Below are 24,575 nucleotides of genomic sequence, written 5' to 3'. Positions count from 1 at the left end.
CGAAGTTCTTTACGCGTTACTCACCCGTCCGCCACCATCACCCGAAGGATCAAGTAGACTTGCATGTGTTAAGCATTCTGTCAGCGTTCATCCTGAGCCAGGATCAAACTCTTCGTTCAATCTATATAACTCAGTAAAATTTACTGATTGTTTTACACCAATTTATTGTTGTGTTTGCATTAATTGTCTTTCTCTATTCTGTTGCTAATGTCCTAGTTTATCAGTGCCGCTCTCTCGCGGACAAGATATATATTATCACAAATAATACTTTTCGTCAATACTTTTTTTAAAAATTTTTATTTTTTTATTTTTCTAATCTATTCTTTTGTTTCCTTTATTTTTAAATAAATATATTAATATAAAAAATAGGAATATTTCTCATTTTTAAAGAAATAATTCCTATTTTTCTAAAGATTATTTAATTATTTTTCTTCTACTTTTTCTTTTTTAGATAAATAATCATTTATTGCCATTTGTATTGCTTCTTCAGCTAATACTGAACAGTGCATTTTTACTGGAGGCAATCCTCCTAATTCTTCAACAACTTTCTTATTAGTTAATTTTAACGCTTCTTCTATTGTTTTTCCTTTTACTAAATCAGTTGAAACAGATGAACTAGCTATAGCTGAAGCACATCCAAATGTTCTAAATTTAACGTCTGTTATGATATCATTTTCAACTTTTATAAATATTTCCATTATATCTCCACATGATGGATTTCCTACTTTTCCATATCCTGATGGATTTTCAATAACTCCTACATTGTGCGGATTCATAAAATGGTCCATTACCTTTTCTGTATATTGCATTTTTATTCTCCTTAAATTCTTTTAATTTTACTATTATTTATTTTCTTGATAAGCATTCCATAGAGGTGATATAGCTCTTAATTTTGTTATAACTTCTACAACAGAATCAATTACATAATCTATTTCTTCTTTTGTATTATATTTTCCAATACCAAATCTAATAGTTCCATGAGCAAATTCTGGTTCTATTCCCATAGCTAATAATACATGAGATGCCTGCAACTCATCTGAGGAGCAAGCAGAACCTGAGCTTACTGCTATTCCTTTATAACTTAAACTTAAAAGTATAGATTCCCCTTCAAGATATTTAAATGTAATACTTGAAGTCCCTGGCAACCTTCTAACAGCTTTTGCATTAACCACTACTTCTGGTATTCTTTTAACAATTTCATCTTCAAGATAGTTTCTTAATTCTTCTTCTTTTTTCCACTCTTCAGCCATATCTTTATAAGCTAATTCAAGAGCTTTAGCCATTCCAACTATTCCTGGAATATTTGAAGTTCCTGGTCTTCTTTTTTTCTCTTGCCCTCCACCAGTTAAAACTTTTCCAAATCTTACTCCATTTCTCCAGAATAATCCTGCTATTCCTTTTGGTCCATAAAACTTATGTCCTGAGAATGATAATAAATCTATTCCCATCTCTTTTGGTTTTATATCTAATTTTCCCATAGTTTGTACTGCATCTACATGGAAGATTATTCTATTTTCTTTAGCTATTTTTCCTATCTCTTCTATCGGTTGAAATGAACCAACTTCATTGTTAGCATGCATTACAGTTATTAATATAGTATCATCTTTAATAGCTGCTTTTAAAGCCTCTATATCTAATACACCATTATGATCTACTGGTATAGTGGTTATCTCATAACCATCTTCAGCTAAGTCTTTTAATGTATTTTTTACAGCTGGGTGCTCTATTGGACTTGTTATTATATGTTTTCCTCTATTTTTATAAGCTCTAGCTATACCTCTTATAGCAAGGTTATCTGACTCACTTCCAGAAGCTGTAAAGATTATCTCATCTGGTTCAGCTCCTAAAAATTTAGCTATGCTTTCTCTTGATTCATTTAGTGCCTTATTTGTTTCTCTACCAAATAGATGTAAACTTGAAGAGTTTCCATAAAACTCTGTTAAATATGGAACCATTGCCTCAAAAACTTCTTTATCCATTTTAGTAGTTGCATTATTATCTAGATAAACTTTCATATTTACCCTCTCCCTATAAAAGTGACATTTCCTTACTATAATGTTATACCATTCTTTAGTTATGTTGTCAAGAATTAATTAATTTCTTTTTTCCATATGTACAATAACCTGATATCTCGCACTCTTGACATTTTGGTCTTCTTGCTATACACTTATCTCTTCCCTGTAATATCAAATAATGTGAAAAATCTATCCAGCTATCTCTTGGAACAATCTTCATTAAATCTTGCTCTATTTTTATAGGATCATCATTTTTTGTTAAACCTATTAAATTACTCAATCTTTTTACATGTGTATCAACTGTTATACCATCAGCAAGTCCCCATATCTCTCCTCTAACAACATTGGCTGTCTTTCTTCCAACACCTGCTAGCTTTACAAGCTTATCCATCTCCTGCGGTATTTCTCCATTATACTCATTTAATAACTGTTGACTACATAATTTTATATTTTTTGCTTTATTTCTGTAAAAACCAGTACTTTTTATCATCTCTTCTATCTCTTCTACAGGTAAGTTAGCAAATTGCTCTGGAGTATTAACTTTTTTATACATCTCAGAAGTTACAATATTTACTCTGACATCTGTACATTGAGCTGAAAGAATTACTGCTACTAATAATTCAAAAGGTGTGTTGTACTTTAAAGCACACTCTGGTTTTCCAAATTTTTCATTCAGTATTTCCAAAATATTTATAACTTTTTCTTTTTTAGTCATCTTTTACCTCTTAAGTTATTTTTCTTTCAAATAAAAGGTGTTCTGCTCCTAAATATTCCTTATTTCCCTTAAAGATAAAATTATTCTTTAAAAAAATTTTTTTAGAGATTTCATTTTCATCAAGAATATATGCACAGACTTTTTTTACTTGAGGTCTTTCAAATTTTAACTCCTCTATACTATAATAAATAGCTGCCTCTGAGTATCCTTTTCCTCTTATTTTTTTTACTAAGTATATACTTATTATAGCTTGAGTTTTAGATTTCATTTCAAATTTTACTGTTCCTAAAAATTCTCTCCCTAAGCTTTCAATTGTATAAAAAAGATATGTGGGAGAGTTTATCACAAAAGAATACCATCTTTTATGTGCTTCCCACTGCTCTTTTTCTTTATCAGGAAAATATTTTTTTACATAATCTAGATGGATATATTTATAAATATTTTGTATATCTTTTTCTTCCATCTTCCTCAAAATTATGTCTGTCAAAAAAATCACCTTTTATTATTTTAGAACTACTCTATATATTTTTTTCTTTCCTATTTTTACTACAAATTCTCCATCTTTAAATAGATCTTCAGTTATTTTCATAGCAAAATCTGTTACTTTATTATCTGCAGCTGTTAATCCATTTTGAGTTACAAATTTTCTTCCTTCACCTTTAGATTTTATAAGTTTATGCTCAACTAATAAATCTAAAAGCTCTGTTCCTAATTTGTCACTTGGGAAATCTATCGATGGTACATTACTCATATCTCCACCACCAAAAGCTCCCTCTGCTCCTTGTTGAGCTTTTAAAGCTTCCTCTTCTCCATGTATTAATTTTGTAACTTCATAAGCTAATATTTTCTTAGCTTGATTAATTTCTGCTCCTTCTAATGCTCCTAATCTTCTTACTTCATCCATTGGTAAGAATGTTAATAGTGCTAGACATTTTTCCACGTCAGCATCTGCAACATTTCTCCAATATTGATAGAATTCATACGGACTAGTTTTAGCTGCATCTAACCATAATGCTCCTTTTGCAGTTTTTCCCATTTTCTTACCTTCACTATTTGTAAGAAGTGTACATGTCATAGCAAAAGCTTGTTTTTGTTCTTTCTTTCTAATTAATTCTACTCCTGCTATCATATTTGACCATTGATCATCTCCACCTAATTGCATAGTACACCCATGTTTTTTATTTAAAACTAAGAAGTCATATCCTTGCATAAGCATATAGTTGAACTCCAAGAATGATAGTCCTGCTTCCATTCTTTGTTTAAAACACTCAGCTGCAAGCATTCTATTTACAGAGAAATGTGCTCCAATATCTCTAATAAAATCAACATAGTTTAGTCCTAATAACCAATCAGCATTGTTTTCTAATATTGCTTTTCCTTCACTAAAATCTATAAATTTTTCCATCTGTTTTTTGATACAAGCTACATTGTGAGCTATTGTTTCCTTAGTCATCATCTGTCTCATATCAGTTCTACCACTAGGGTCTCCTATCATAGCAGTTCCCCCACCAACTAAAGCAATTGGTCTGTGTCCAAATTTTTGCATATGTGCCATAAACATCATAGCTATAAAGTGCCCTACATGTAAGCTATCTGCTGTAGGATCAAATCCTATATAAAAAGTTACTTTTTCTTTTCCTAAAGCCTCTCTTATCTCATCTTCATGTGTGAATTGTTTAATATATCCACGCTCTAATAATACATCTACTACATTTCTGTTTTCCATCTTCTCTTCCTCTCTATTACAAATATTTTCTAATATTTTAGCACAAATACTACTGTTTTTAAAGTATTTTTACCTTTCTTCATCCTTTTCTTTCTTTAAAGTTATTCCAATAGAGAGCAACAATCCTCCCCAAACTATTGTACAACCAAATACCATCATTATAACCGCACTTGTATTCATTATTTCCTCCTAATCTCTTTCTGACTTATTTTCCCACTCTTTTTTATAAAATATTGTTGCAAAAATTATCATCATTAAGATAGTTCCCCAACCAAAAACTAGATTTCCTACTGTCATATTTTTTATTCCTTTTATCAGATTAGTTACTACTGTTATTCCTAAAAGAGTTGGAGTTACATATTTTAATAAAACATCAAACCATCTTCCTATCTCAAAATCAGAGTACTCATTCGCTTCTGCTCTTATCTTTTCTATTCCATAATATCTACACACTAAAATTGTTTCTACCAATCCTAATGTAGCTATTATATAGTTCCCCACATGTGAATCCACTATATCCAATATATAATTAAATCCTGCATATGTAGAGAAAGCTGCACTTCCTACTAAACCTATAAAAGATATTATTCCTACTAATTTTTCTCTGGACATTTTAAATTTATCTAATGCTCCAGTTGTAAAAGCTTCTAACATAGATATACTTGAAGATAATCCTGCAATAAAAAGACAGAAAAAAAATATAAATCCTATCATACCTTGTAAAAAAGTATTAGCTGTTATTGTTGATATAGCTATTGGAAAAGCTATAAATGCTATACCAGCTCCATTACCAAAAGAATTAAAATCTACTCCAATACTATTGACTAAATATCCTAATGTTGAAAATACTGTTATTCCTGAAATTATATCAAATGATGCATTAGCTAATACTGTTATAAAAGAACTATTTACTATATCCCATTTTTTAGGAATATATGAACCATAAGCTATCATAACTCCTACTGCTAATGTAGTTGAAAAAAATACTTGTGCATAAGCTGCTACCCAAATACTTGGATTTAATATAGCTTCAAAATTAGGAGTAAATAATGCATTAAGACCTACTACAGCTCCTTTTAATCTTAAAGAATTTATCATAAATAATAACATCAATCCCATAAGTAGCGGTGTAAATATTTTTGAACATTTTTCTATTCCTGCAGATATTCCCTTTTTTACAATTATCCAGTTACCAAACCAAACTACAAATATAAAACATAACATATATTTACTTATCCCTGCTTTAAAATCAAAAGGTCCATTAGCACTTCCTGCTATTACTCCCATTAATTTCCCAGGGTCTGACATCCAGTTTACAATACCAAAAGCATGTCCTAATGACCAAATCATAAATACTACTGCAACTGATATTATTGTACAATAAAACATCATTACTACTATTGGTATCATTACTTGCAACCAACCAAACCACTCAAAATTTTTACCTAGCATTCTAAAAGCTTTTGTAGACCCTCCTCTTACTTTTTTACCAAGCTGATACTCTAATATCATAAGAGGTACTCCACAAGTAAATAGTGCTACTATATATGGTAAAAAGAATGCTCCTCCACCATTTTTATATGCTTGAAATGGAAATCTCCATAAATTTCCTAATCCTATTGCTGCACCTACAGCTGCAAAAATAAATCCTTTTCTACTGTTCCATAATTCTCTCGTTTCTTCCATATTATCCTCTCCCTTTCTTTGAAAATAAAAAAAGCAGTCTGTTAGACTGCTTAAAAACTAAATTTACTGATTCTAATATCTCCATCTTTGAAATAATAGAATCTTTTATGATTTCTGAAGTTACATAGATAGAGATATGTTATCAATAGACCAAAGCCAATATCTAACATTTTTTAAATTATTATATAATTTTTCTATGTAGCTCCACCAATATTGTGCTCTCATATTGATAACCTCCTTTTTCTATAATCTTAGAATAAGTATATTATAAATTTGTACAATTGTCAATAAAAAATTGTAGCTATTATCTTTAATAGCTACAATTCCTTCATATTTCTAATACCCTTACCCTTTTAGTCTAATAACTCTTTCATCATTTCATAAACTTTTCTTACATCTTCTACTTTAGTTTTTCCAGTTTCTGAATCTATTACTGCATTATAAATATGTGGCATTACTTTATTTACTCCTGCATCTAGACATACTTTTGTAATTTCTTTAAAATTATCTAATGTTATTCCTCCAGTTGGTTCTAACATTGGAACTCCATGTCTTACACAAGCTTCAGCCACTGCTTTTAATTCCTCTATTGATTTTAATCCACCCATTGGAAAAAATTTTACTGCATGGGCTTTCATATCCAATAACATTGCCATTGCTGTATCTACATCTACTATTGCATCTTTTTCTTTTGAACTTAACTCTCCAGTTGAAATTTTTACTTTCCCTACTATTCCAGTTGGGCTCATCAATACATTTATTGCTGTCTCATCTGCATTTAAAGCTTTCATTGCTCCTGCTGCATATCCCGCTCCTGTAAATACTTGATTTACATGTCCTGGATTAGTTGCTGCTGCTATAAGAGCTGCTTTTTGAAATTGAGCAGGATCTCCTGAACCTAATCCTACAGATACAACAGGTACTTCTTTTTGGAAATCTTTGACATATTTTATTCCTTCTTCTACACTATCAAATTGTTTTGATAATACTCCTACAGCAGTATATCCATCTATTGCTTCATATACCTCTTTTCCATTTTCCTTATCTTTAGCTAGAAAATTTACTGCTAATTTATCTTTATAAAATTTAATCTTTGTTCTCATCTTTCTTCCTCCATAACTTTTACTTTAATATCTCTTTTACTCTTTTTGCAATATATTTTACATCATCATCTGTTAAGGCTCTCATATCCACATTTACAATTCCCAAGTTAGCATAATGTTTTCTTACATGAATCTCTACTTCTCCTTCACGAAGATATTTCATAAACTCTTTTCCACTCATACTTACTAATTTTTCATTTAATTTTAATTGAACTCTATATATTTCTCTTCCTGCTTCATCTTGCACTATTGAAGTAATTACTTTTTTCTCATCTTTTAACTCATCTATTAAAAGATTCGCTAATCTTAATTGTTCATCAATAATTGCTTTTTCATCTCTTTTTGAATACTCTTCTACTGCTTTCATCAGTCCCATCATGCACATCTTGCCTATTTTCATTGCTCTTCCAATACCTTTGTATTGTAACTTTATCGCTTCTATATACTCTTTTTTTCCTGTTACAAATCCAGAAGCTGGCCCACAAAGAGCTTTAGCACCAGAATAAATTACTAAATCTCCACCCATTTTTAAATATTTTTGTATATCTTCTTCTGCTGCTGCATCTATTACTAGAGGTAAAGAGTATTTATGAGCTATTTCAGCCATTTCTTCTATTGATAACATTCCCTTTTGAACAGAGTGATGAGATTTTACATATAGTAAAGCTACTGTATTTTCATCTATTGCTTCCTCTACATGTTCTGTTCTTACCTCATTACTATATCCTACTTCTACTGGAACTCCTCCACCCAATCTTACCATTGTAGGTATTGGTGCCCCAAAATTTACAGAGTGTCCCTTTTGAATTATAACTTTGTTTTTTAATCCAACACTATTTGGCATCTTCTCAACTAAATCTATATTTTTTCCAGTAATTAATCCCGCTACTGTTAAAGCTATCCCAGCTGATGCACTTGAAGTTACACAAGTATCTTCTCCACCAGTAACTTTAGATATAATTTCTCCAACTCTATCTATTAAATCATCTATCACAACAAAATTTTGTCCAGCTTCTCTCATTGTTTCTACAACTGTATCACTTACTTTCGATACACCTAGAGCTGTCATTTTTCCACTACCATTAATTACTCTCTTCAAACCTATTTTTTCATAGATATTCATTTAATTTCATCTCCTATTTTAAAATAATAATGCTAGTCCTCCAAAAAGCATTGCTCCTATAATAGCTCCCCCTGCTATATGTCTATCATACTTATAAAATAAAGCTGCTCCTAAAAAAGAACCTATTCCTGCTGGAATATTATATTGAATTGCTGATAAAATAATTAATGGCCCTAAAAATCTTCCAGTAGCATTTCCAGCTCCCATCATTATCCCAGTTCCACTAGCAGACATCCCTTCAGGCATAGCCTTTCTTATCCCTATAATCACAATTCCAATAATTAAACCTATTACTCCCCCACAAATAAGAGCTAGAGGAAAATTTTTAACAGGAGCTTCTATTCCAGAAGCTAGCAATAATGCTGGTATTCCTACTCCAACTCCTGTCATTAAAGACCCACCAACATCCAACAATCCTACTAATGGTCCCTCTAAAACTCTAGCTATTAAAAAGCCTGCCGCAAAACCTGCTGCTGCTGCATAATCTCCACCATTTAATCCTTGATCTAACATTTTTACAACAAATATTTCATTAAAAGCCCCTACTTTATGAACAACATACATATGTGTTCCTGCAAATATTGCTGCACATGCCATTCCTACTAATAATGGAAATGATATATCTGCTAATAAAAACTCTTTTTTTCTATTTTCCATTTATCACATTCCTCCTATTTCTATAAACCTAATTTTGCAAAAAAACCTCTAAAATATGCTATAACTATAAATAAAATTACTACTATCGTTATCATAATTCTAACTGATTTATTATATCCACTTTCATCTATTGTTTGTCCTATTAGTATTCCTAAAACAATTCCAGGAACGGCATTTCCCATTATCATATGAGCTAATCCCCCTAATACTGTTGCCCAAACTCCAGTTAATTTACCTGCATCTAATGCCGCTAACCAAAATACAATAGGCATAACTGGATTTATCATCATAGCTGCTGCTGGGGATAAAATTTCTCTAGCTATATTTGATAATGATGCTGGTATTAAAAATGCTACAGTATTTAAAAATGCAACTATTATAGCTCCTATTATTCCTCCAACTATTCCCATTTTTAAAGGATCATATAAAGTTTCCTCTACTTTTTTATTCTTTAGTAATAAAGTTGCCGCTGCAAAGTTTGGAATTACTCTATGAAAAACATCTTGAGTTAATGCCCCTGAAGCAACTACTGCTGCCGCCGAATTAAATAAGAATCCTAATCCAAATGAAAAATGAGCCATTGTATCTCCTTGACAAGCATTTAATTCTCCTAATGTACGAAAAGCTCCCATTGATTGAGAATTTGGTGTATGAAACATTCTAGCTGCTCCTGCTGTTAAAGCTGCTCCACCTATAAACCCTATTATTAGTGATTTTATAATAATTAATAACATTATTCCTCCTCTTTAGATTTTTATATATTTTACTTCATATTTTATCTCTAGTTCTATAAAGTACACAGTCTTTTCTCTTGGCATAAATAGTTCTAAAAACTTTTCTATTTTTTTCTCTTCTTTAATTTTGATAAGATATGTTTCTAATGGTTCTAACTTTATAATTACTCCATCTATATTATTTTGAACTTTTTTTCTGAAAGAGGCAAAAATCTTACCTATAGCTTCCTCTTTTGTTTTACCCTTTTCTCCTACTATCATACTCTTTTTTTCAGTTATTAAATTTGCCTCTTTCATATTTACACCCCTTTTAAATATTATTTACTCTTTTATATTCTTCTACCAATCTTTTTCCTAACTCTTCAGTATCTAAAAATCCAAATCCTACAACTTGATATCCTTCTTTTATAGCAGTTACTCCAGCTTCAACAGATCTTAAATGATGTGTTGCTTTATATCCATGTTTTGTTTGAGCCATTATTGCTCCTGCTCCACCACTTCCACAAAATGATATTCCTATTGTAGCATTATTTTCTTTCATAACATCTCCTAACTTCATATCTGCCGCCATTCCTGGGATAACAATAGCTTTTCCCCCAGCAGCCTCTACTCCCTTAGCCACATTTTGTCCTTTTCCTAGTCTATGTCCTATCACTACTATTATTTCTTTTTCCATTTTTTCCCTCCTATAATTATAATTTATTTTTTATATTTTTACACTAATTATTTTCTTTTTGCATTTCCATTGCTAATTGTAACTGAATACCAGCTAAAACTATCTCCATTCTATTTAACTCTACTGAATATTTTTTTGCTAATGGAATAATTATTCTTTCTGAAACTCTAATTGCTTCTTTGTCTACTTCATCCTCTGGACAATCATCTCCACAATCTAAAGGAATATTTTCCTTTAATCTTTTTGCTAAACTTACCATATGAGAAAAGAAAACTAATTTAAAATCTGGTTGAAACTCTATATTTTCTTCTTTTAATATTTTTTCTGTATGCTCCACATCCATATTATAGCTTTCAAATTCCTCATCTGACATTTTTAATCTTTGCTGTACATCTTTTAATAGTGCTTCCACTTTTCCCTCCTATACTTTTATTAATTCATCTTTTATAAATACATATTCAGTTTTTATATAGTTCTTCAACTCTATTTTTTTCCCTACACTATCTTCTAACTCTAAATTTCCATCACATATATCAAAAATAGTTAAATCTCCATTATATCCTACTTTTAATTCTCCTAATTCTCTTAGTTTAAATATTTCTGCTGGTTTATTTGTTACTTTTTCAACACAATCTTTTAAATCAACTCCTAAATATAACATTTTATTAATTGTTGTCTCTAAACTTTTTACTGGAGTTGCCATATTTCTTTCATATAAATCTGTGCTAATAGTATCAGCTTCAAAATTATTCTCAAAAGCTATCTTTGCTATATCAAGAGAAAAGCTTTCTGACCCATGCCCTATATCAAAGTATACTCCTCTTTTTTGAGCACTAAATACTTCTGAAATAACTTTTCCTTCTCTTACCAATCCATTCTTTTTATTATTATAACAATGTGTAACTACATCTCCCTTACCAAGGAAATTTAAAACATCTTCAACTTTAGGAGGTGCATTTCCTATATGTACTACTAAAGGTAAGTTTACTTCTTCTGCAATTTCTTTTCCTAATTTTATTGGCAATACCCCGTTTTCTTTTACTACTGAACCACTTGCTCTAGCCTTTAATCCTACTATAATGTCTCCATATTTTTTTAAAGCTTCCTTTATTTTATTTAACTCTATATTTTTCATTTCACTTAATTCATCAAGAGTTCTTAATCCTAAACTTGATATATTTAAATTTGAATATACTCTTGTCTTAGACTTTTTTATAAACTCCTCATAAAATATCTCTATAGTAGCTGCACCTGCTGTTCCAGCATCTATTATTGTAGTTACCCCTCTTTTTACTCCAATATCATCTGGCTGAGAACTTATAGCAGTATTTTTAGGAAAACAATGTACATGAATGTCAATAAATCCTGGCGAAATAATTTTTCCTTTTAAATCTATAACAATTGCCTCACTATCCTCTATATTTTTTCCTATTTTTCTAATTTTTCCATTTTGTACTAAAATATCTAGTTCACTAAATAAGTAATTATTTTTTTTATCTAATAATTTTCCACCACTTAAAATAGTTTTCACTTTTCCTCCTTTTTAATACTTTTTTAAAACATTTAATCTGTTATTCATATCTTTTTCTTGTTATCAGTTATATAATATTTTTTATTTTTTGTCAAATTTTACTTTTTCGTCGTATTTTTTTTTAAATTTTATAATTTTATATCTTTATTTTATTATAATATAATGATATTATATTATATAACGATATTTTTATATTTTTTTTATCGTCTATATTTATAAAAAATTTATAAATTTAATATAAAAAAATTGAAAAAAAGGAGAAAAAATGCAAAAAAAATTTGTTGATTTAAGCGAAAAAGATATTTCTATACAATCAAATAAAAAATTTTCTAAGAAAGAAAAAATTCTTTTAGAATTTCTACTTAAAAATAAAGAAAAAATTTTAGATAATACTATTTCTATTTCTATTTTAAAAATAAAAAAATTACTTTATTTAGGTGAATTAGAAAATATATTGTCCTTCTTCCAAAAGTTTATGGAAAAAACTATCTTATATACTATATATAGATTAGATATCTTAGAAAGACGAGGTAGTTTTTCTATATTATCTTCTTATTATATAGAAAAAGATTCTATCCATTTAAAATTTACAAACGAATTTAAATCAATATTTCAGAAAAATTCTTATTTTCAAAAAAATGATTTCGAAACATTAATATTTCTTCAAAATGAGTATGCTATTGCTCTATATAATCTTTTAAAATTCAATATATCAATTAATCGTTCTTTAGAAATTTCAATTTCTAAATTAAAATCTATTCTAAATTTAACAGATTCATATGATAGATTCTTTGATTTTGAAAAACTAATATTAAAACCTGCATTTAAAGAAATATCTAAAGTTACCCAAAAAAATATTGAGTATAAAAAAATTAAAAACATTAATGCATCAAACTCTAAAATTATTGGATTACTTTTAGAAATAAAAGATATAAATGAACAAGAAAAAATAAACTCTACAAATACTTTAATCCAAATTTTAGAAAAAAATCTTACATTCTTAGAAAATAAACAAGAAATTTGGAATCTAATATTTAATACTATTGATAATAAAGGAGGAGAATATATAAAAAAAAATATTCAATATACTATTGAACATTCCCCTAAAAATAATATTTTCTTATTTTTAACTGAAGCCTTAACCTTAGATTATTATAATAATCGTTATAAAAATAAAATTGCTAAATTCTCTGAAACATTTAAACAAATAGAACATATAGAAAAAAAATATGAATCAATAGCTCAACTTCATTCAGATTTATTTAAAATATTAGCTAATTTAAAATTTAATTACCTTACTCTAAATCCACATTTTTTAAAATCTTTACAAAATTTAAGAATAGTCCATGAACTAGAATACTTTGATAATGATTTCATTATCTTTGCTGAATATAATTCTACTGGAAATAGTTATATTTCTCTTTTTGAAAATTAAAATAGGAGCTATGTATCATATTACATAGCTCCTAACTCTATTGATTTAAATACTCTTTAACTTCTAATAAATTTTTAAATTTTTTATAAGCCAATTTATTTTCTTCTTCAGTAAATTTTATGGTATCTTCTACTACAAAACATTTTATTCCAGCTCTATTAGCTGCTGTAGCTCCTAATACTGAATCTTCAATAACAAAAGCTTCTTTAGGATTTATTTCAAACTTTTCACAGGCTTTTAAAAATATATCTGGTGCTGGCTTCCCGTTTTCTACTTCATCTCCAAAAACCAATGTATCAAAATAATCATATACTCCTGTTTCTTTTAATTGTTTTTTAGCACTCTCTCTACTTGTTGAAGTTGCTACTGCACATTTTAATTTCTTTTCTTTTATGTATTCTAAAAGTTCTACAACTCCTTTTTTTAATTTTATTCCTCCTTCATTTTTTATAATATCTAGCTGTATCTCTCTTTTTTCTTTCATTATTTTCTCTGCTAATTCTACTCCAACTCTCTCAGATAATATCCCTTTTGTTCTAGTTGTAGTTCCGCCTTTTATCTCTCTTAAACTTTCTAATGTCAATCCTAAATTATATTTTTTACTCACTTCAAACCAAGCTAAATTAGCAACTCTTTCACTATCTAAAATTACTCCATCCATATCAAATATTATTAATTTTAAATTCATATACCCTCCTAATATTTTTTTATATTATATCATATTTTCCCTGGAAATTATAAAACCCCCCTTAGAAATTTCTAAGAGGGGTCTTTAATTACATATTTTTTAATTATTTTTTAATGTTATAGAATACTTCTAAACCATTGTATTGAGCCATTGATCCTAATTCTTGCTCAATTCTTAATAATTGGTTATATTTAGCCATTCTATCAGTTCTTGAAGTTGATCCAGTTTTGATTTGTCCTGCGTTTGTTGCAACAGCTATATCAGCTATTGTAGCATCTTCAGTTTCTCCAGATCTGTGAGATACAACTGCAGTCATTCCTGCTCTTTTTGCCATTTCGATAGCATCTAAAGTTTCAGTTAATGATCCGATTTGGTTAAGTTTTATTAAGATAGAGTTTCCAGCTTTTAACTCTATTCCTTTTTTAAGTCTTTCAGTGTTAGTTACAAATAAGTCGTCTCCAACGATTTGTACCTTATCTCCGATTTTAGCAGTTAATAATTGCCATCCTGCCCAGTCATCTTCTCCTAATCCATCTTCGATAGATTTGATTGGATATTTTTCAACAAGTTTAGCATACCATTCTACCATTTCTTCAGAAGTTCTTACGACTCCTCCTTCTCTTGTGAAGTGGTATTCGAATTTTCCTGGTGCTACTTCTTTACAGAACTCACTTGATGCAGCATCGATTGCGAAAGTGATATCTTTTCCTGGCTCATATCCAGCAGCTTTTATAGCTTCAACGATAAGGTCTAAAGCTCCTTCAGTTCCATTTATTTTAGCTGGAGCATATCCTCCTTCATTTCCTACGTTAGTAGAATCTCCCATTTTCTTTAATAGTTTTCCTAAGTGGTGGAATACTTCACATCCCATTTGCATAGCTTCTGCAAAAGTTTTTGCTCCAACTGGTTGAATCATAAACTCTTGTACGTCTACTGCAGAGTCAGCGTGAGATCCTCCGTTTAAGATGTTCATCATAGGTAGAGGTAATTCTTTAGCGTTTACTCCTCCTAAGTATTTATATAGAGGCATTCCTAATGCTTCTGCTGCTGCTTTAGCAACTGCTAATGATACTCCTAGTATAGCGTTAGCTCCTAATCTTCCTTTGTTTGGAGTTCCATCTAATTCTATCATAGTTCTGTCTATTGCAACTTGGTCAATAGCATCCATTCCTAAGATAGCTTCTTTGATTTCAGTATTTACGTTATTAACTGCTGTTAATACACCTTTTCCTAAATATCTTGATTTATCTCCATCTCTTAACTCAACAGCTTCGTAAGCTCCTGTTGAAGCTCCAGACGGAACTGCTGCTCTTCCTTTTGCTCCACACTCTAATACTACATCTACTTCTACAGTAGGGTTTCCTCTTGAGTCAAGGATTTCTCTTGCTACTACATCAACTATTCTTGTCATTTAAAAGACCTCCTAAATGTTTTCGTATAATTTGAAATTATATAAATATTATATCATAAATTATTATTTTTGACTATTTTACTTTTATTACTTTTACAGAGTTTGTAGTTCCTACTTCAAATACTTTTTCTCCACAAGTTGCTACTACAACATCACCTGATTGAGCTAATCCTAATTCAACTGATACTTTTTCAGCTAATTCGAAGAAAGAGTCTAATGTTTCTACATTGTTATCATAGTAAGGAACAACTCCTCTAGAAATTACTAATTGGTTAGCTGTTTTCTCATCATTAGTTATAGCAAGTATTGTAGCTGCTGGGAAGTATCTTCTCATATCTCTTGCTGCTCTTCCTGATTGAGTAGCTACTACGATAACTTTTGCTCCTAACTCTTCACTTACATCTGCAGTTCCTCTTGCTACAGCTGAAGTTATTGTTATATCATCTTTATCCATAATTCTTTTTACATTTACTAGTGGATCCATTTTAGCTGCAACTTTAGCCATTACAGTAACAGCTTCTACTGGATATTTACCTTTTGCAGACTCTCCAGAAAGCATTACACAATCTGTTCCATCTAATATAGCGTTTGCAACGTCGTTTACTTCTGCTCTTGTAGGTCTAGGATTTTTAATCATAGAATCTAACATTTGAGTAGCTGTAATAACTACTTTTCCAACTTCGTTACATCTTTTTATCATCATTTTTTGTGCTACTGGTACATCTTCTACTGGAATTTCTACTCCAAGATCTCCTCTAGCTACCATAATACCATCTGATAAAGCTAAAATTTCTTCGAAATTATCTAATCCTTCTTGGTTTTCTATTTTAGAAATAATTCCAATTCTTTGTCCACCATTCTCATCTAAAACTCTTCTTACTGCTCTTACATCATCAGCTTTTCTGATAAATGATGCTGCAACATAATCTATTCCTTGCTCACAACCAAATTTAAGGTCATTAATATCTTTTTCAGCTAATGCTGGTAAGTTAACTGCTACATTTGGTAAGTTAACCCCTTTATTCTCTCCTAATTCTCCACCATTTTGTGCTATACATTTTACTTCATTTCCATTAATTTCAGTAACTGTAAATGCTAATAATCCATCATCTATTAATATAGTATTTCCTACTTTTAAATCTCTTGCAAATCCTTCATAAGTAACTGCAACTTTTGTGTTATTTCCAATAACTGTTTTATCAGTAGTTATTGTGAATTCTTGTCCTGCTACTATTGTAACATCTTTTCCACCTTCAAGTTTTATAGTTCTTATTTCTGGTCCTTTTGTATCTAGTAATAAAGCTGCTCTTATTCCTGTTTCTTTTTGAGCTTGTCTAAAGTTAATTATTCTATTTCCGTGCTCTTCATAATCTCCATGAGAGAAGTTTAATCTCATCATGTTCATTCCTGTTTTTAAAAGAGTTTTTAAACTTTCCACTGATTCAGTTTTAGGTCCAATTGTACAAACAATTTTAGTTTTTTTCAAATTACTCACCTCAAATTATTTTCAATTTTTATTTTTCCTTTTTGTAGTTTACACAGTTTTTTAATAACCCATACCCAATAATTAACCTTATAGTATAAACTTACCTACCCTAGATTTTATACTAATATATACCTTTTATCAAGAAAATATACGTCCATTTTTTAATCTTTTTATGAACAGTTTTTGACTTAGTCATCTATTTTTTTGTTACTATTTAATACATTTTTCCTCTATCTGTCTATTAGAGAGTTCTGCTTGTTTATTTATTTATATATATTTTGTTTATTTTTCTTTATTCAAAGATTTACTTTGTAAAAAAAGGTTACTGTTATTAAATTCACAGTAACCTTTTTATCTAATTTTTTACTAAAGCCCTTTTTAAAAACTCTCTTGTTCTCTCTTTTTTAGGATTATTAAAAATTTCTTCTGGTGTTCCCTCTTCTTCTATATACCCATTATTCATAAATACAACTCTATCAGAAACCTCTTTAGCAAATCCCATTTCATGTGTTACAACCAACATAGTAAGCCCACTATCAGCCAATTCTTTCATTACTTTTAATACTTCTCCTACCATCTCTGGATCAAGAGCTGATGTAGGTTCATCAAATAATATTGCATCTGGTTCCATAGAAAGAGCCCTAGCTATTGCTACTCTCTGCTTTTGTCCTCCTGAAAGCTGTTTAGGTTTTGCATTGATATAATTACTCATTCCTACTACTTGTAGATATTTCATAGCAATTTTTTCAGCCTCTTCTCTACTTCTTCCCAATACTTTCATTTGACCTACAACACAATTACTAAGCACATTATGATTATTAAAAAGATTAAACTGTTGGAATACCATTCCTAACTTTGTTCTATATTGGCAAATATCATGATTATCATCTAAAATATTTTCTCCATTATAGATAATCTGTCCACCACTTGGTTTCTCTAAAAGATTTATACATCTTAATAAAGTTGATTTCCCTGATCCAGATGAACCTATGATACAAACAACTTCTCCTTTTTTTACTGAAAAATCTATATCTTTAAGAACCTTATGCTCACCAAAGGCTTTACTCAAATGTTTTATCTCTATTATATTTTCACTCATTTTTTCCTCCCTTTAGTTTGCTTCTTTTTTTAATTTTTCTTCTGGTCTTTCAACTTGCATTTGATTTCCAGCCATTATCATATAGTTGTCTGGTCCATCTAATTTTACTTCTATATATCTTAATATTCTTGTTATTGTAAATGTCATTACAAAATATAATATACAAGTTATAAAGAATGTTTCAAAATATCTAAAGTTATTTCCTGCAACTGTTTTTGTTTGAAAGAATAACTCTGATACAGAAATAACATTTAGAACAGATGTATCTTTAATATTGATTACAAATTCATTTCCTGTTGCTGGTAATATATTTCTAACTACTTGTGGTAAAACAACATTTGTCATAGTTTGAAAATGATTCATCCCAATTGCTTGAGCTGCTTCAAATTGCCCCTTATCAACTGAAATAATTCCTCCTCTTACAATTTCAGACATATATGCACCTGTATTGATTGAAACTATAAATAATGCTGCTGCTATTCTATCAATATCTATTTCAAAAGCAAGTGCTGATCCATAATAAATTACCATTGCTTGAACTATCATTGGTGTTCCTCTGAAAAATTCAATATATGCAGATAATAACCAGTTAACTACTCTTAAAACACCTTTTTTAGCCCCTTTTTCTGGAACAGGAATAGTTCTAATAACTCCTACTATAAGTCCAATAATTGTCCCTAAAATTGTTCCCACTACTGATATCCATAAAGTTACTCCTGCACCACGTAAAAACATTGGCCAGTTGTTCTCTAATATCCTGATTATCCATTCTAAACTCATCTTTATAACTCTCCCTTACTTAACTATTCACTCTATTGTGCTGCTGGTTGATTTTGAATAACTTTATCCATTATCTCTAATCTTTCCTCTTGAGATATTCCTCTTAAAATTTCATTTACTTTATCTTTTAATGGACTATTTTTTGCCAATCCTACTGCTATTGCTGTATCTTCTGGTGAAGTTACAAATCCATCTGTAAACTCTACCATTTTAAAGTTACTATTAGCTGATTGAGCACTTATTGCTTCAGGTCTTTCTGTTACATATCCATCTATTACTCCACTTTCTAATGCTACTCTCATAGCTGGGAAGTTATCCATTGCTGGTTGTTTATTTACATTTGGTATTTGATCTATTACTGTATAATGGAATGTATTTAGTTGCCCTGTGATCTTTGCTCCTGAAAAATCAGCAAGTGTTTTAGCATTTACATAGTCCCCACCATTTTTAACTAACATTACTAAATTTGATTGGTAATAAGTATCTGTAAAATCAATTGTTTCTTTTCTCTCAGCTGTTGGTGACATACCTGCTATTATTGCATCTACTTTACCAGAAACTAAAGCTGGTACCAATCCATCCCATTCTGTTTTTACTACTACTAATTCTTTTCCTAAACCATCAGCTATTCTTTTAGCTATCTCTATGTCATATCCACCTGCATATTCAGATGAACCAGAAATTTTTACTCCACCATTTGCATCTGTTAATTGTGTCCAGTTATATGGTGCATATCCTGCTTCCATTCCTATCTTAAATGTATTTGTTTCTTTACTTTCTTTTGCTCCTCCACATCCTACTAATGCTACTGCTGTTAATGCTGCTAATGCTAATTTTGCTAATCTGTTTCTCATTTTGTCCACTCCTTCTTTAAATTTTAAATATAATTTTTCCCCGACCCCCCTCAAATAAAGAAAGAAGTTTTTATCACTTTTAATAAAAAAAGCACCAACCCAAAATTGGATGGTGCTATCTTAAAAACAAAGTGATTTTAAATATACAAAAAAACATATTTTTTGTACAATGCCCCTCTTACTCCCACTTGAGATAGCACAACTTAATAAACTAGGGAAGTTTATTAAGACAGTCCTATGGCTCTTAACCATAGACCCAGCAAGTAATATTGAGATATATTACAAACTTCGGCAAAAGCTCCTTCTCAATAGTTTCTTCGCTCTCTCTAGCTCCACTAAAGACTGTTAACATTTTGCGCCTCTACCCCACAGAAAGCGTGAGGCAAATATTTAATTGTGTTTTAATAATAATATATTTTTTATACTTTGTCAACCTTTTTTTAATTTTAAACTTTTTTTCAGTTTTTTGAAACTATTTTTCCATTTCTGTTACAAATTTTCTTGTAATTTGTTGTGGTCTAGTAATAGCTCCTCCAACAACTACTGCAAATGCTCCTAATTCTAATGCTCTTTTAGCTTTAGCAGGAGTATCTAAATTTCCTTCTCCTATTACAGGAATAGATACAGCTTTTATTACTTTTTCTAATTCAGTTACTGGATCATTTCCTTTTGTATACTCTGTATAACCTACTAAAGTAGTTCCAACTATATCAAAACCTATTTTCTCAGCAGTTACAGCTTCTTCTACACATGAAATATCAGCCATAAATATTTGATTAGGATATTTAGTTTTTGCTTCTTTCATTAAATCTTCTAAAGTTCTTCCATCTGGTCTTTCTCTTTTAGTTCCATCAATAGCTATTACATCTACTCCCTCCGCTACTAAGGCATCTATCTCTTTCATTGTTGGAGTTATATATACTTGGTTATCTCCATATTGCTCTTTTATAATTCCTATAATTGGAAGATTTACATTTTTCTTTATCTCTTGAATATCTACAACCGTATTTGCTCTAATTCCTGAAGCTCCACCTACAAAAGCTGCATAAGCCATTCTTCCCATAATAAATGAACTATGTAATGGTTCATCTGGAAGTGCTTGACATGAAACTATTAATTTACCTTTTACTTCATTTAGTCTATTCATTGACCTCTCTCCTTAATTTTTATTAAACAATAATTAATCAACTAAAACTTTAAATATTACTTTTCTGACTTTTGCTGGTTTTTCTCCACCTTTTATTAATGCCATATGAGGTTCTCCAGGATAAAGAACTATAAATTTTTTAGAATTTAAATAGAATAAATTTTCTAATTCTCCCTCATATAATTCGTAATCTCCAGCTTCATCATACTCTTTTATTAATTTTACATCAGTATTAGAGATATATCCTATTTTCTCTTCTCCTTCGATAACAACATGAATATCTATATATTTTTTATGGTTTTCTATAAAACCATCTTTTACTTCTTTAGTCATTGGAGAATCTGGTTGATTGAAATAAACGTTGTCACCATCTATAACATTTTTTCCAACTACTCCATTTTTATATTCTCCTGATAGTATATAATCTATTGCTCTATCTAAATTTTTTGATATTCCTTTGTATAACCCTAAATCTTTTATTTCTCCATATATCATAATTTTTTCCTCCTAAATTATTTTTGTTCTCGTGAACATATATATAAAACATACACTTTTTTCTAAGTTTTGTCAATATTTATTTTATTTTTCCTACTTTTTTTAAAAGTAAATATTCTGCACCTAGCATACCTGCATTGTTTCCTAATTCAGCAAATTTTATTTTTAAATTCTTTTTATAATTTTCTCCAACTTTTGAATCTAAACTGCTTAATATTCTATTTAATAGATAGTCTCCTTGTTTTGTAACTCCACCACCAATAACTACTAATGAAGGGTTGAAAATATAAACTATTGTACTAAGTCCATCTGTAAAATAATCGATCCATCTATCTACAACTTCTTTTACATCTTGATTTCCAGATTTTTCAAGTTCAAATATCTCTTTTCCATTTAATTCTTTTCCAGTTTTTTCTTTTACCATTCTAACTAATGCAGTAGCTGAAGCATATCTTTCATAACAACCTTTTTTACCACAAAGGCATTGTTCTCCATCTTTTTCTATTTGAATATGTCCAAACTCTCCAGCAACACAAGTATCTCCTCTAAAAATATCCCCATTAAGAACTATTCCTCCACCAATACCTGTTCCTATAGTTAAGCAAACAAAACCATCTGCTCCCTTTCCAGCTCCTAACCACTTTTCTCCAAGTGCTGCACAGTTAACATCATTCTCCAAAACAGCTGGTAAAGAGTATTTTTTTTCTAATCTTTCTACTAAATTTGTTCCTATCCAACCAGGAATTATAGGATTCCCTCCTATTACTTTTCCAATACTTCCATCTATTTGTCCTGTTCCAGAAACAGCTATTCCTAAAATATCTTTAGACATATATTTATCTATAATTTTGCACATATTTTCAAAAAGATTTTCTATTCCTTTTCCTGCTTCTGTTGGAAACTCTCCACTTTCTAAAAGTTTTCCATCTTCTTCTAACAATCCGTATTTTACAGCTGTTCCTCCAATATCAATTCCTATTACCCTCATTGTTTCCTCCATTAATATATTGATAAAAAGAGTGAATTAATAATTCACTCTTTTATTTTACCACAAATTTAAAATTTTACATCTTTTTTTTACATTATTAAGTTTGGTAAGAAAGTTATAATTCCTGGGAATATTGTAATTACAACTAATGTTATAAATATAGGAATTAAGAAAGGTAATACCCCTTTTGTTACCACACTTACTGGCATTTTTCCAACTTGAGCAACAACAAATAGTGCCATTCCCATAGGTGGAGTTAAAATTCCTATCATCATATTTAATGTTGTCATTACTCCAAAGAATACTAAATCTATTCCAAAGTTAGCTGCTACTGGTATTAACATTGGTAATACTAAGAATTGTAGTGCTAATGCATCTATAAACATTCCTAAGAATAGTAATAATGCATTTATCATTATTAATACTGTTAATTTAGAACTTGCAAATGTCATAAAGAATTCTGCTATTCTCATAGCTATCTGCTCTCTTGCTATCATATCACCAAAGAAAGTAACTGTTATTATCATAAGAATTGTTACTCCACTGATTGCCATTGCTTCTACACAATGCTTAAATAGAGATTGGATTGTTAATTCTTTATAAATAAAAGCTCCTAAAACTACTGAATACATAGCTGCTACTACAGCTGCTTCAGTTGGAGTAAATAGTCCTGAGAAAATTCCTCCAATTATTATAAATGGTGTTAATAATGCCCAGAAAGATTTCTTAAAAGCTTCTACTTGCTCTTTAAAAGTAGCCTTTTTAGCTTTTTTATACCCTCTTTTTTTACAAATAAAATAGTTCATTATCATTAGAGCTATTGTTGTTAATACTCCAGGAACAAATCCTGCTAAGAATAGTTTTGCTATAGATTGGTTAGCTATAACTCCATAAACTATCATACTGATACTAGGTGGAACTAATGGTCCTATTATACAAGATGCTGCAGTTATTCCTCCACAAATATCATCATCATATCCCTCATCTCTCATAGCTTTTATCTCTAATTGCCCAAGTCCTCCAGCATCTGCTATTGCTGATCCTGACATTCCTGAGAAAATTAGAGAAGCTGCTACGTTTACATGCCCCATTCCTCCAGTATAGTGTCCTAATAAGGCTTTAGCAAAGTTAAATATTCTTTCTGTTATTCCAGAACCATTCATAAGTATTCCTGTAAGTACGAAGAAAGGTACACTTAATAAACTAAAGCTATTTAAACTATCTATTAATTTTGCTGAAGCAAAGTAAACTATATTCCATCTTCCAGTTGAAAAATAAAATAGTGTTGCTGCCATTAAAGACCAACCAACAGGCACTCCTGCAAATATCATAATAAGCCATATAGCTATTGTTACAAATCCACCCATTGCTCCTAATTTAACATAATTAGATACTCTTAAGAAAGCAAACAATTTAGGATTTACAGCTAAAATAGCAATAATTACAACTAAAGCTATTAAGAAAAATATAGGTTTTATACATACCTTATCATTCTCATAATTCTCTTTATATGCTTGATAAAAACGATATAACATTAATATTGAAATTAATGGTAGTGCTAAATACATCCACCCACTTGATATTTTTAATGATACAAGTTCAAATATCCATTTTTTCTTATATAAGATATTTCCTAAATATCCCATAAATATAATACAAATGAATATTATGATTTGTGATATTGTAAAAACTATCTTTTGCATTCTTGGAGAAAATCTTGAGCATAAGAAGTCTATCAATACATGAGTTTGATTTCTTATCCCCATACTTATTCCAAGCATTCCAACATAAACAAATATCAAGCTTGAAAGTTCTTCACTCCACATTAATGGTCTTCCAAATACTTGTCTTGCAAAAATCTGTGCTATAAGGACTATAAACATCCCCATAAACAGAGTCCCACCTATCCACTCTTCCAACTTATCTATAAATTTCATTTACATTACTCCCTCGTATAATATTTATATAATAATTTACTAATTACTAATCTATTTTAAATTTTATGTAATATACTATTATTAGATACTGTGGATTAGTTTATCACTCCTACCATTTTAATGGTTTTATTAAGGCTCTAACCACAGGCTCTTTATTCATTTGTTAATTAGTTAGATACCACTTTGATGGTTTATTTAGAACGAGGTTACAATCTTAAAGAGTTACCGTGGTCTAAAACAGTATCAAATTCTTTTTTATTCAAGGAGGCTTGTATGATTTTAGTTGGAG

26 protein-coding genes, 1 rRNA gene and 1 riboswitch are annotated in these 24,575 nt (G+C 29.8%); of the genes, 1 reads left to right on the top strand and 26 read right to left on the bottom strand.

Annotated elements, in window-relative coordinates:
* The 16 genes from FMAG_RS13920 to FMAG_RS06335 form a co-directional block, all read right to left on the bottom strand.
* Positions 1 to 119, bottom strand: a 16S ribosomal RNA gene (locus tag FMAG_RS13920); the annotation flags it as partial.
* Between the two features lie 303 nt (positions 120 to 422).
* The gene (nifU, locus tag FMAG_RS06400) at positions 423 to 809 is read right to left on the bottom strand and encodes a Fe-S cluster assembly scaffold protein NifU (RefSeq protein WP_005885186.1); all 387 of its coding nucleotides are present in this window, start codon (positions 807 to 809) and stop codon (positions 423 to 425) included.
* A 33-nt stretch (positions 810 to 842) separates the two neighbouring features.
* A complete protein-coding gene (nifS, locus tag FMAG_RS06395) occupies positions 843 to 2,015 on the bottom strand; it encodes a cysteine desulfurase NifS (RefSeq protein ID WP_005885183.1) in 1,173 nt (390 codons plus the stop codon).
* Positions 2,016 to 2,082: 67 nt separating this feature from the next.
* Positions 2,083 to 2,730, bottom strand: coding sequence for an endonuclease III (nth, locus tag FMAG_RS06390; protein WP_005885181.1), 648 nt, complete (start codon positions 2,728 to 2,730; stop codon positions 2,083 to 2,085).
* Positions 2,731 to 2,740: 10 nt separating this feature from the next.
* Positions 2,741 to 3,193 carry a GNAT family N-acetyltransferase gene (locus FMAG_RS06385; protein WP_235242925.1) on the bottom strand — a complete coding sequence of 151 codons (453 nt, stop codon included), beginning with the start codon at positions 3,191 to 3,193 and terminating at the stop codon, positions 2,741 to 2,743.
* A 39-nt stretch (positions 3,194 to 3,232) separates the two neighbouring features.
* Positions 3,233 to 4,456, bottom strand: a complete 1,224-nt coding sequence (tyrS, locus tag FMAG_RS06380) for a tyrosine--tRNA ligase (protein ID WP_005885177.1) — start codon at positions 4,454 to 4,456, stop codon at positions 3,233 to 3,235.
* A gap of 69 nt (positions 4,457 to 4,525) precedes the next feature.
* Positions 4,526 to 4,636 (bottom strand): methionine/alanine import family NSS transporter small subunit, encoded by a 111-nt coding sequence (locus FMAG_RS13570; protein ID WP_005885175.1) that lies wholly within the window; start codon positions 4,634 to 4,636, stop codon positions 4,526 to 4,528.
* Between the two features lie 9 nt (positions 4,637 to 4,645).
* A complete protein-coding gene (locus FMAG_RS06375; RefSeq protein WP_005885173.1) occupies positions 4,646 to 6,142 on the bottom strand; it encodes a sodium-dependent transporter in 1,497 nt (498 codons plus the stop codon).
* Positions 6,143 to 6,495: 353 nt separating this feature from the next.
* Positions 6,496 to 7,245, bottom strand: a complete 750-nt coding sequence (dagF, locus tag FMAG_RS06370; protein ID WP_005885172.1) for a 2-dehydro-3-deoxy-phosphogluconate aldolase — start codon at positions 7,243 to 7,245, stop codon at positions 6,496 to 6,498.
* 19 nt (positions 7,246 to 7,264) lie between these two features.
* The gene (locus FMAG_RS06365) at positions 7,265 to 8,368 is read right to left on the bottom strand and encodes a DgaE family pyridoxal phosphate-dependent ammonia lyase (RefSeq protein ID WP_005885171.1); all 1,104 of its coding nucleotides are present in this window, start codon (positions 8,366 to 8,368) and stop codon (positions 7,265 to 7,267) included.
* Between the two features lie 18 nt (positions 8,369 to 8,386).
* Complete coding sequence (locus tag FMAG_RS06360) at positions 8,387 to 9,025, bottom strand: DUF4310 family protein (RefSeq protein WP_005885170.1); 639 nt, start codon at positions 9,023 to 9,025, stop codon at positions 8,387 to 8,389.
* Between the two features lie 20 nt (positions 9,026 to 9,045).
* The gene (locus tag FMAG_RS06355; RefSeq protein ID WP_005885169.1) at positions 9,046 to 9,759 is read right to left on the bottom strand and encodes a DUF4311 domain-containing protein; all 714 of its coding nucleotides are present in this window, start codon (positions 9,757 to 9,759) and stop codon (positions 9,046 to 9,048) included.
* Between the two features lie 12 nt (positions 9,760 to 9,771).
* Positions 9,772 to 10,056, bottom strand: a complete 285-nt coding sequence (locus FMAG_RS06350) for a DUF4312 family protein (RefSeq protein WP_005885168.1) — start codon at positions 10,054 to 10,056, stop codon at positions 9,772 to 9,774.
* A gap of 13 nt (positions 10,057 to 10,069) precedes the next feature.
* Entirely contained in the window at positions 10,070 to 10,435 is a 366-nt protein-coding gene (locus FMAG_RS06345) for a glycine-rich SFCGS family protein (RefSeq protein WP_005885167.1), read from the bottom strand.
* A gap of 43 nt (positions 10,436 to 10,478) precedes the next feature.
* Positions 10,479 to 10,847 carry a PRD domain-containing protein gene (locus tag FMAG_RS06340; RefSeq protein ID WP_005885165.1) on the bottom strand — a complete coding sequence of 123 codons (369 nt, stop codon included), beginning with the start codon at positions 10,845 to 10,847 and terminating at the stop codon, positions 10,479 to 10,481.
* A 9-nt stretch (positions 10,848 to 10,856) separates the two neighbouring features.
* On the bottom strand, positions 10,857 to 11,966 hold the full coding sequence (locus FMAG_RS06335) for an amidohydrolase/deacetylase family metallohydrolase (protein ID WP_005885163.1): 1,110 nt from the start codon (positions 11,964 to 11,966) through the stop codon (positions 10,857 to 10,859).
* Positions 11,967 to 12,231: 265 nt separating this feature from the next.
* Between FMAG_RS06335 and FMAG_RS06330 the strand changes: the two genes are divergently transcribed.
* On the top strand, positions 12,232 to 13,401 hold the full coding sequence (locus FMAG_RS06330) for a replication initiation protein (RefSeq protein ID WP_005885161.1): 1,170 nt from the start codon (positions 12,232 to 12,234) through the stop codon (positions 13,399 to 13,401).
* Positions 13,402 to 13,438: 37 nt separating this feature from the next.
* On the opposite strand, the gene FMAG_RS06325 is transcribed toward FMAG_RS06330, so the two are convergent.
* From FMAG_RS06325 to FMAG_RS06280, 10 genes are all read right to left on the bottom strand, one after another.
* Positions 13,439 to 14,089, bottom strand: a complete 651-nt coding sequence (locus tag FMAG_RS06325; protein ID WP_005885159.1) for an HAD family hydrolase — start codon at positions 14,087 to 14,089, stop codon at positions 13,439 to 13,441.
* A gap of 103 nt (positions 14,090 to 14,192) precedes the next feature.
* Positions 14,193 to 15,500: a phosphopyruvate hydratase gene (eno, locus tag FMAG_RS06320; RefSeq protein ID WP_005885157.1), complete on the bottom strand. Its 1,308-nt coding sequence runs from the start codon at positions 15,498 to 15,500 to the stop codon at positions 14,193 to 14,195.
* 73 nt (positions 15,501 to 15,573) lie between these two features.
* Positions 15,574 to 16,986, bottom strand: coding sequence for a pyruvate kinase PykF (gene pykF / locus FMAG_RS06315; protein ID WP_005885155.1), 1,413 nt, complete (start codon positions 16,984 to 16,986; stop codon positions 15,574 to 15,576).
* A gap of 355 nt (positions 16,987 to 17,341) precedes the next feature.
* Positions 17,342 to 18,085, bottom strand: coding sequence for an amino acid ABC transporter ATP-binding protein (locus FMAG_RS06310; RefSeq protein WP_005885153.1), 744 nt, complete (start codon positions 18,083 to 18,085; stop codon positions 17,342 to 17,344).
* A gap of 12 nt (positions 18,086 to 18,097) precedes the next feature.
* Positions 18,098 to 18,865 carry an amino acid ABC transporter permease gene (locus tag FMAG_RS06305; RefSeq protein WP_005885151.1) on the bottom strand — a complete coding sequence of 256 codons (768 nt, stop codon included), beginning with the start codon at positions 18,863 to 18,865 and terminating at the stop codon, positions 18,098 to 18,100.
* Positions 18,866 to 18,897: 32 nt separating this feature from the next.
* Complete coding sequence (locus FMAG_RS06300; protein ID WP_005885148.1) at positions 18,898 to 19,719, bottom strand: transporter substrate-binding domain-containing protein; 822 nt, start codon at positions 19,717 to 19,719, stop codon at positions 18,898 to 18,900.
* 186 nt (positions 19,720 to 19,905) lie between these two features.
* Positions 19,906 to 20,091, bottom strand: a riboswitch (Lysine riboswitch).
* A 100-nt stretch (positions 20,092 to 20,191) separates the two neighbouring features.
* Positions 20,192 to 20,866, bottom strand: a complete 675-nt coding sequence (locus tag FMAG_RS06295; protein WP_005885146.1) for an N-acetylmannosamine-6-phosphate 2-epimerase — start codon at positions 20,864 to 20,866, stop codon at positions 20,192 to 20,194.
* A 33-nt stretch (positions 20,867 to 20,899) separates the two neighbouring features.
* The gene (locus FMAG_RS06290; protein ID WP_005885144.1) at positions 20,900 to 21,361 is read right to left on the bottom strand and encodes a YhcH/YjgK/YiaL family protein; all 462 of its coding nucleotides are present in this window, start codon (positions 21,359 to 21,361) and stop codon (positions 20,900 to 20,902) included.
* 79 nt (positions 21,362 to 21,440) lie between these two features.
* Positions 21,441 to 22,349: an ROK family protein gene (locus FMAG_RS06285; RefSeq protein WP_005885142.1), complete on the bottom strand. Its 909-nt coding sequence runs from the start codon at positions 22,347 to 22,349 to the stop codon at positions 21,441 to 21,443.
* Positions 22,350 to 22,438: 89 nt separating this feature from the next.
* A complete protein-coding gene (locus FMAG_RS06280; protein WP_005885139.1) occupies positions 22,439 to 24,286 on the bottom strand; it encodes a TRAP transporter large permease in 1,848 nt (615 codons plus the stop codon).
* Positions 24,287 to 24,575: the final 289 nt, after the last annotated feature.

The sequence above is a fragment of the Fusobacterium mortiferum ATCC 9817 genome (assembly GCF_000158195.2).
GTDB classification, from domain to species: Bacteria; Fusobacteriota; Fusobacteriia; order Fusobacteriales; family Fusobacteriaceae; genus Fusobacterium_A; species Fusobacterium_A mortiferum.
This window is presented reverse-complemented; position numbering and strand designations above follow the sequence as displayed.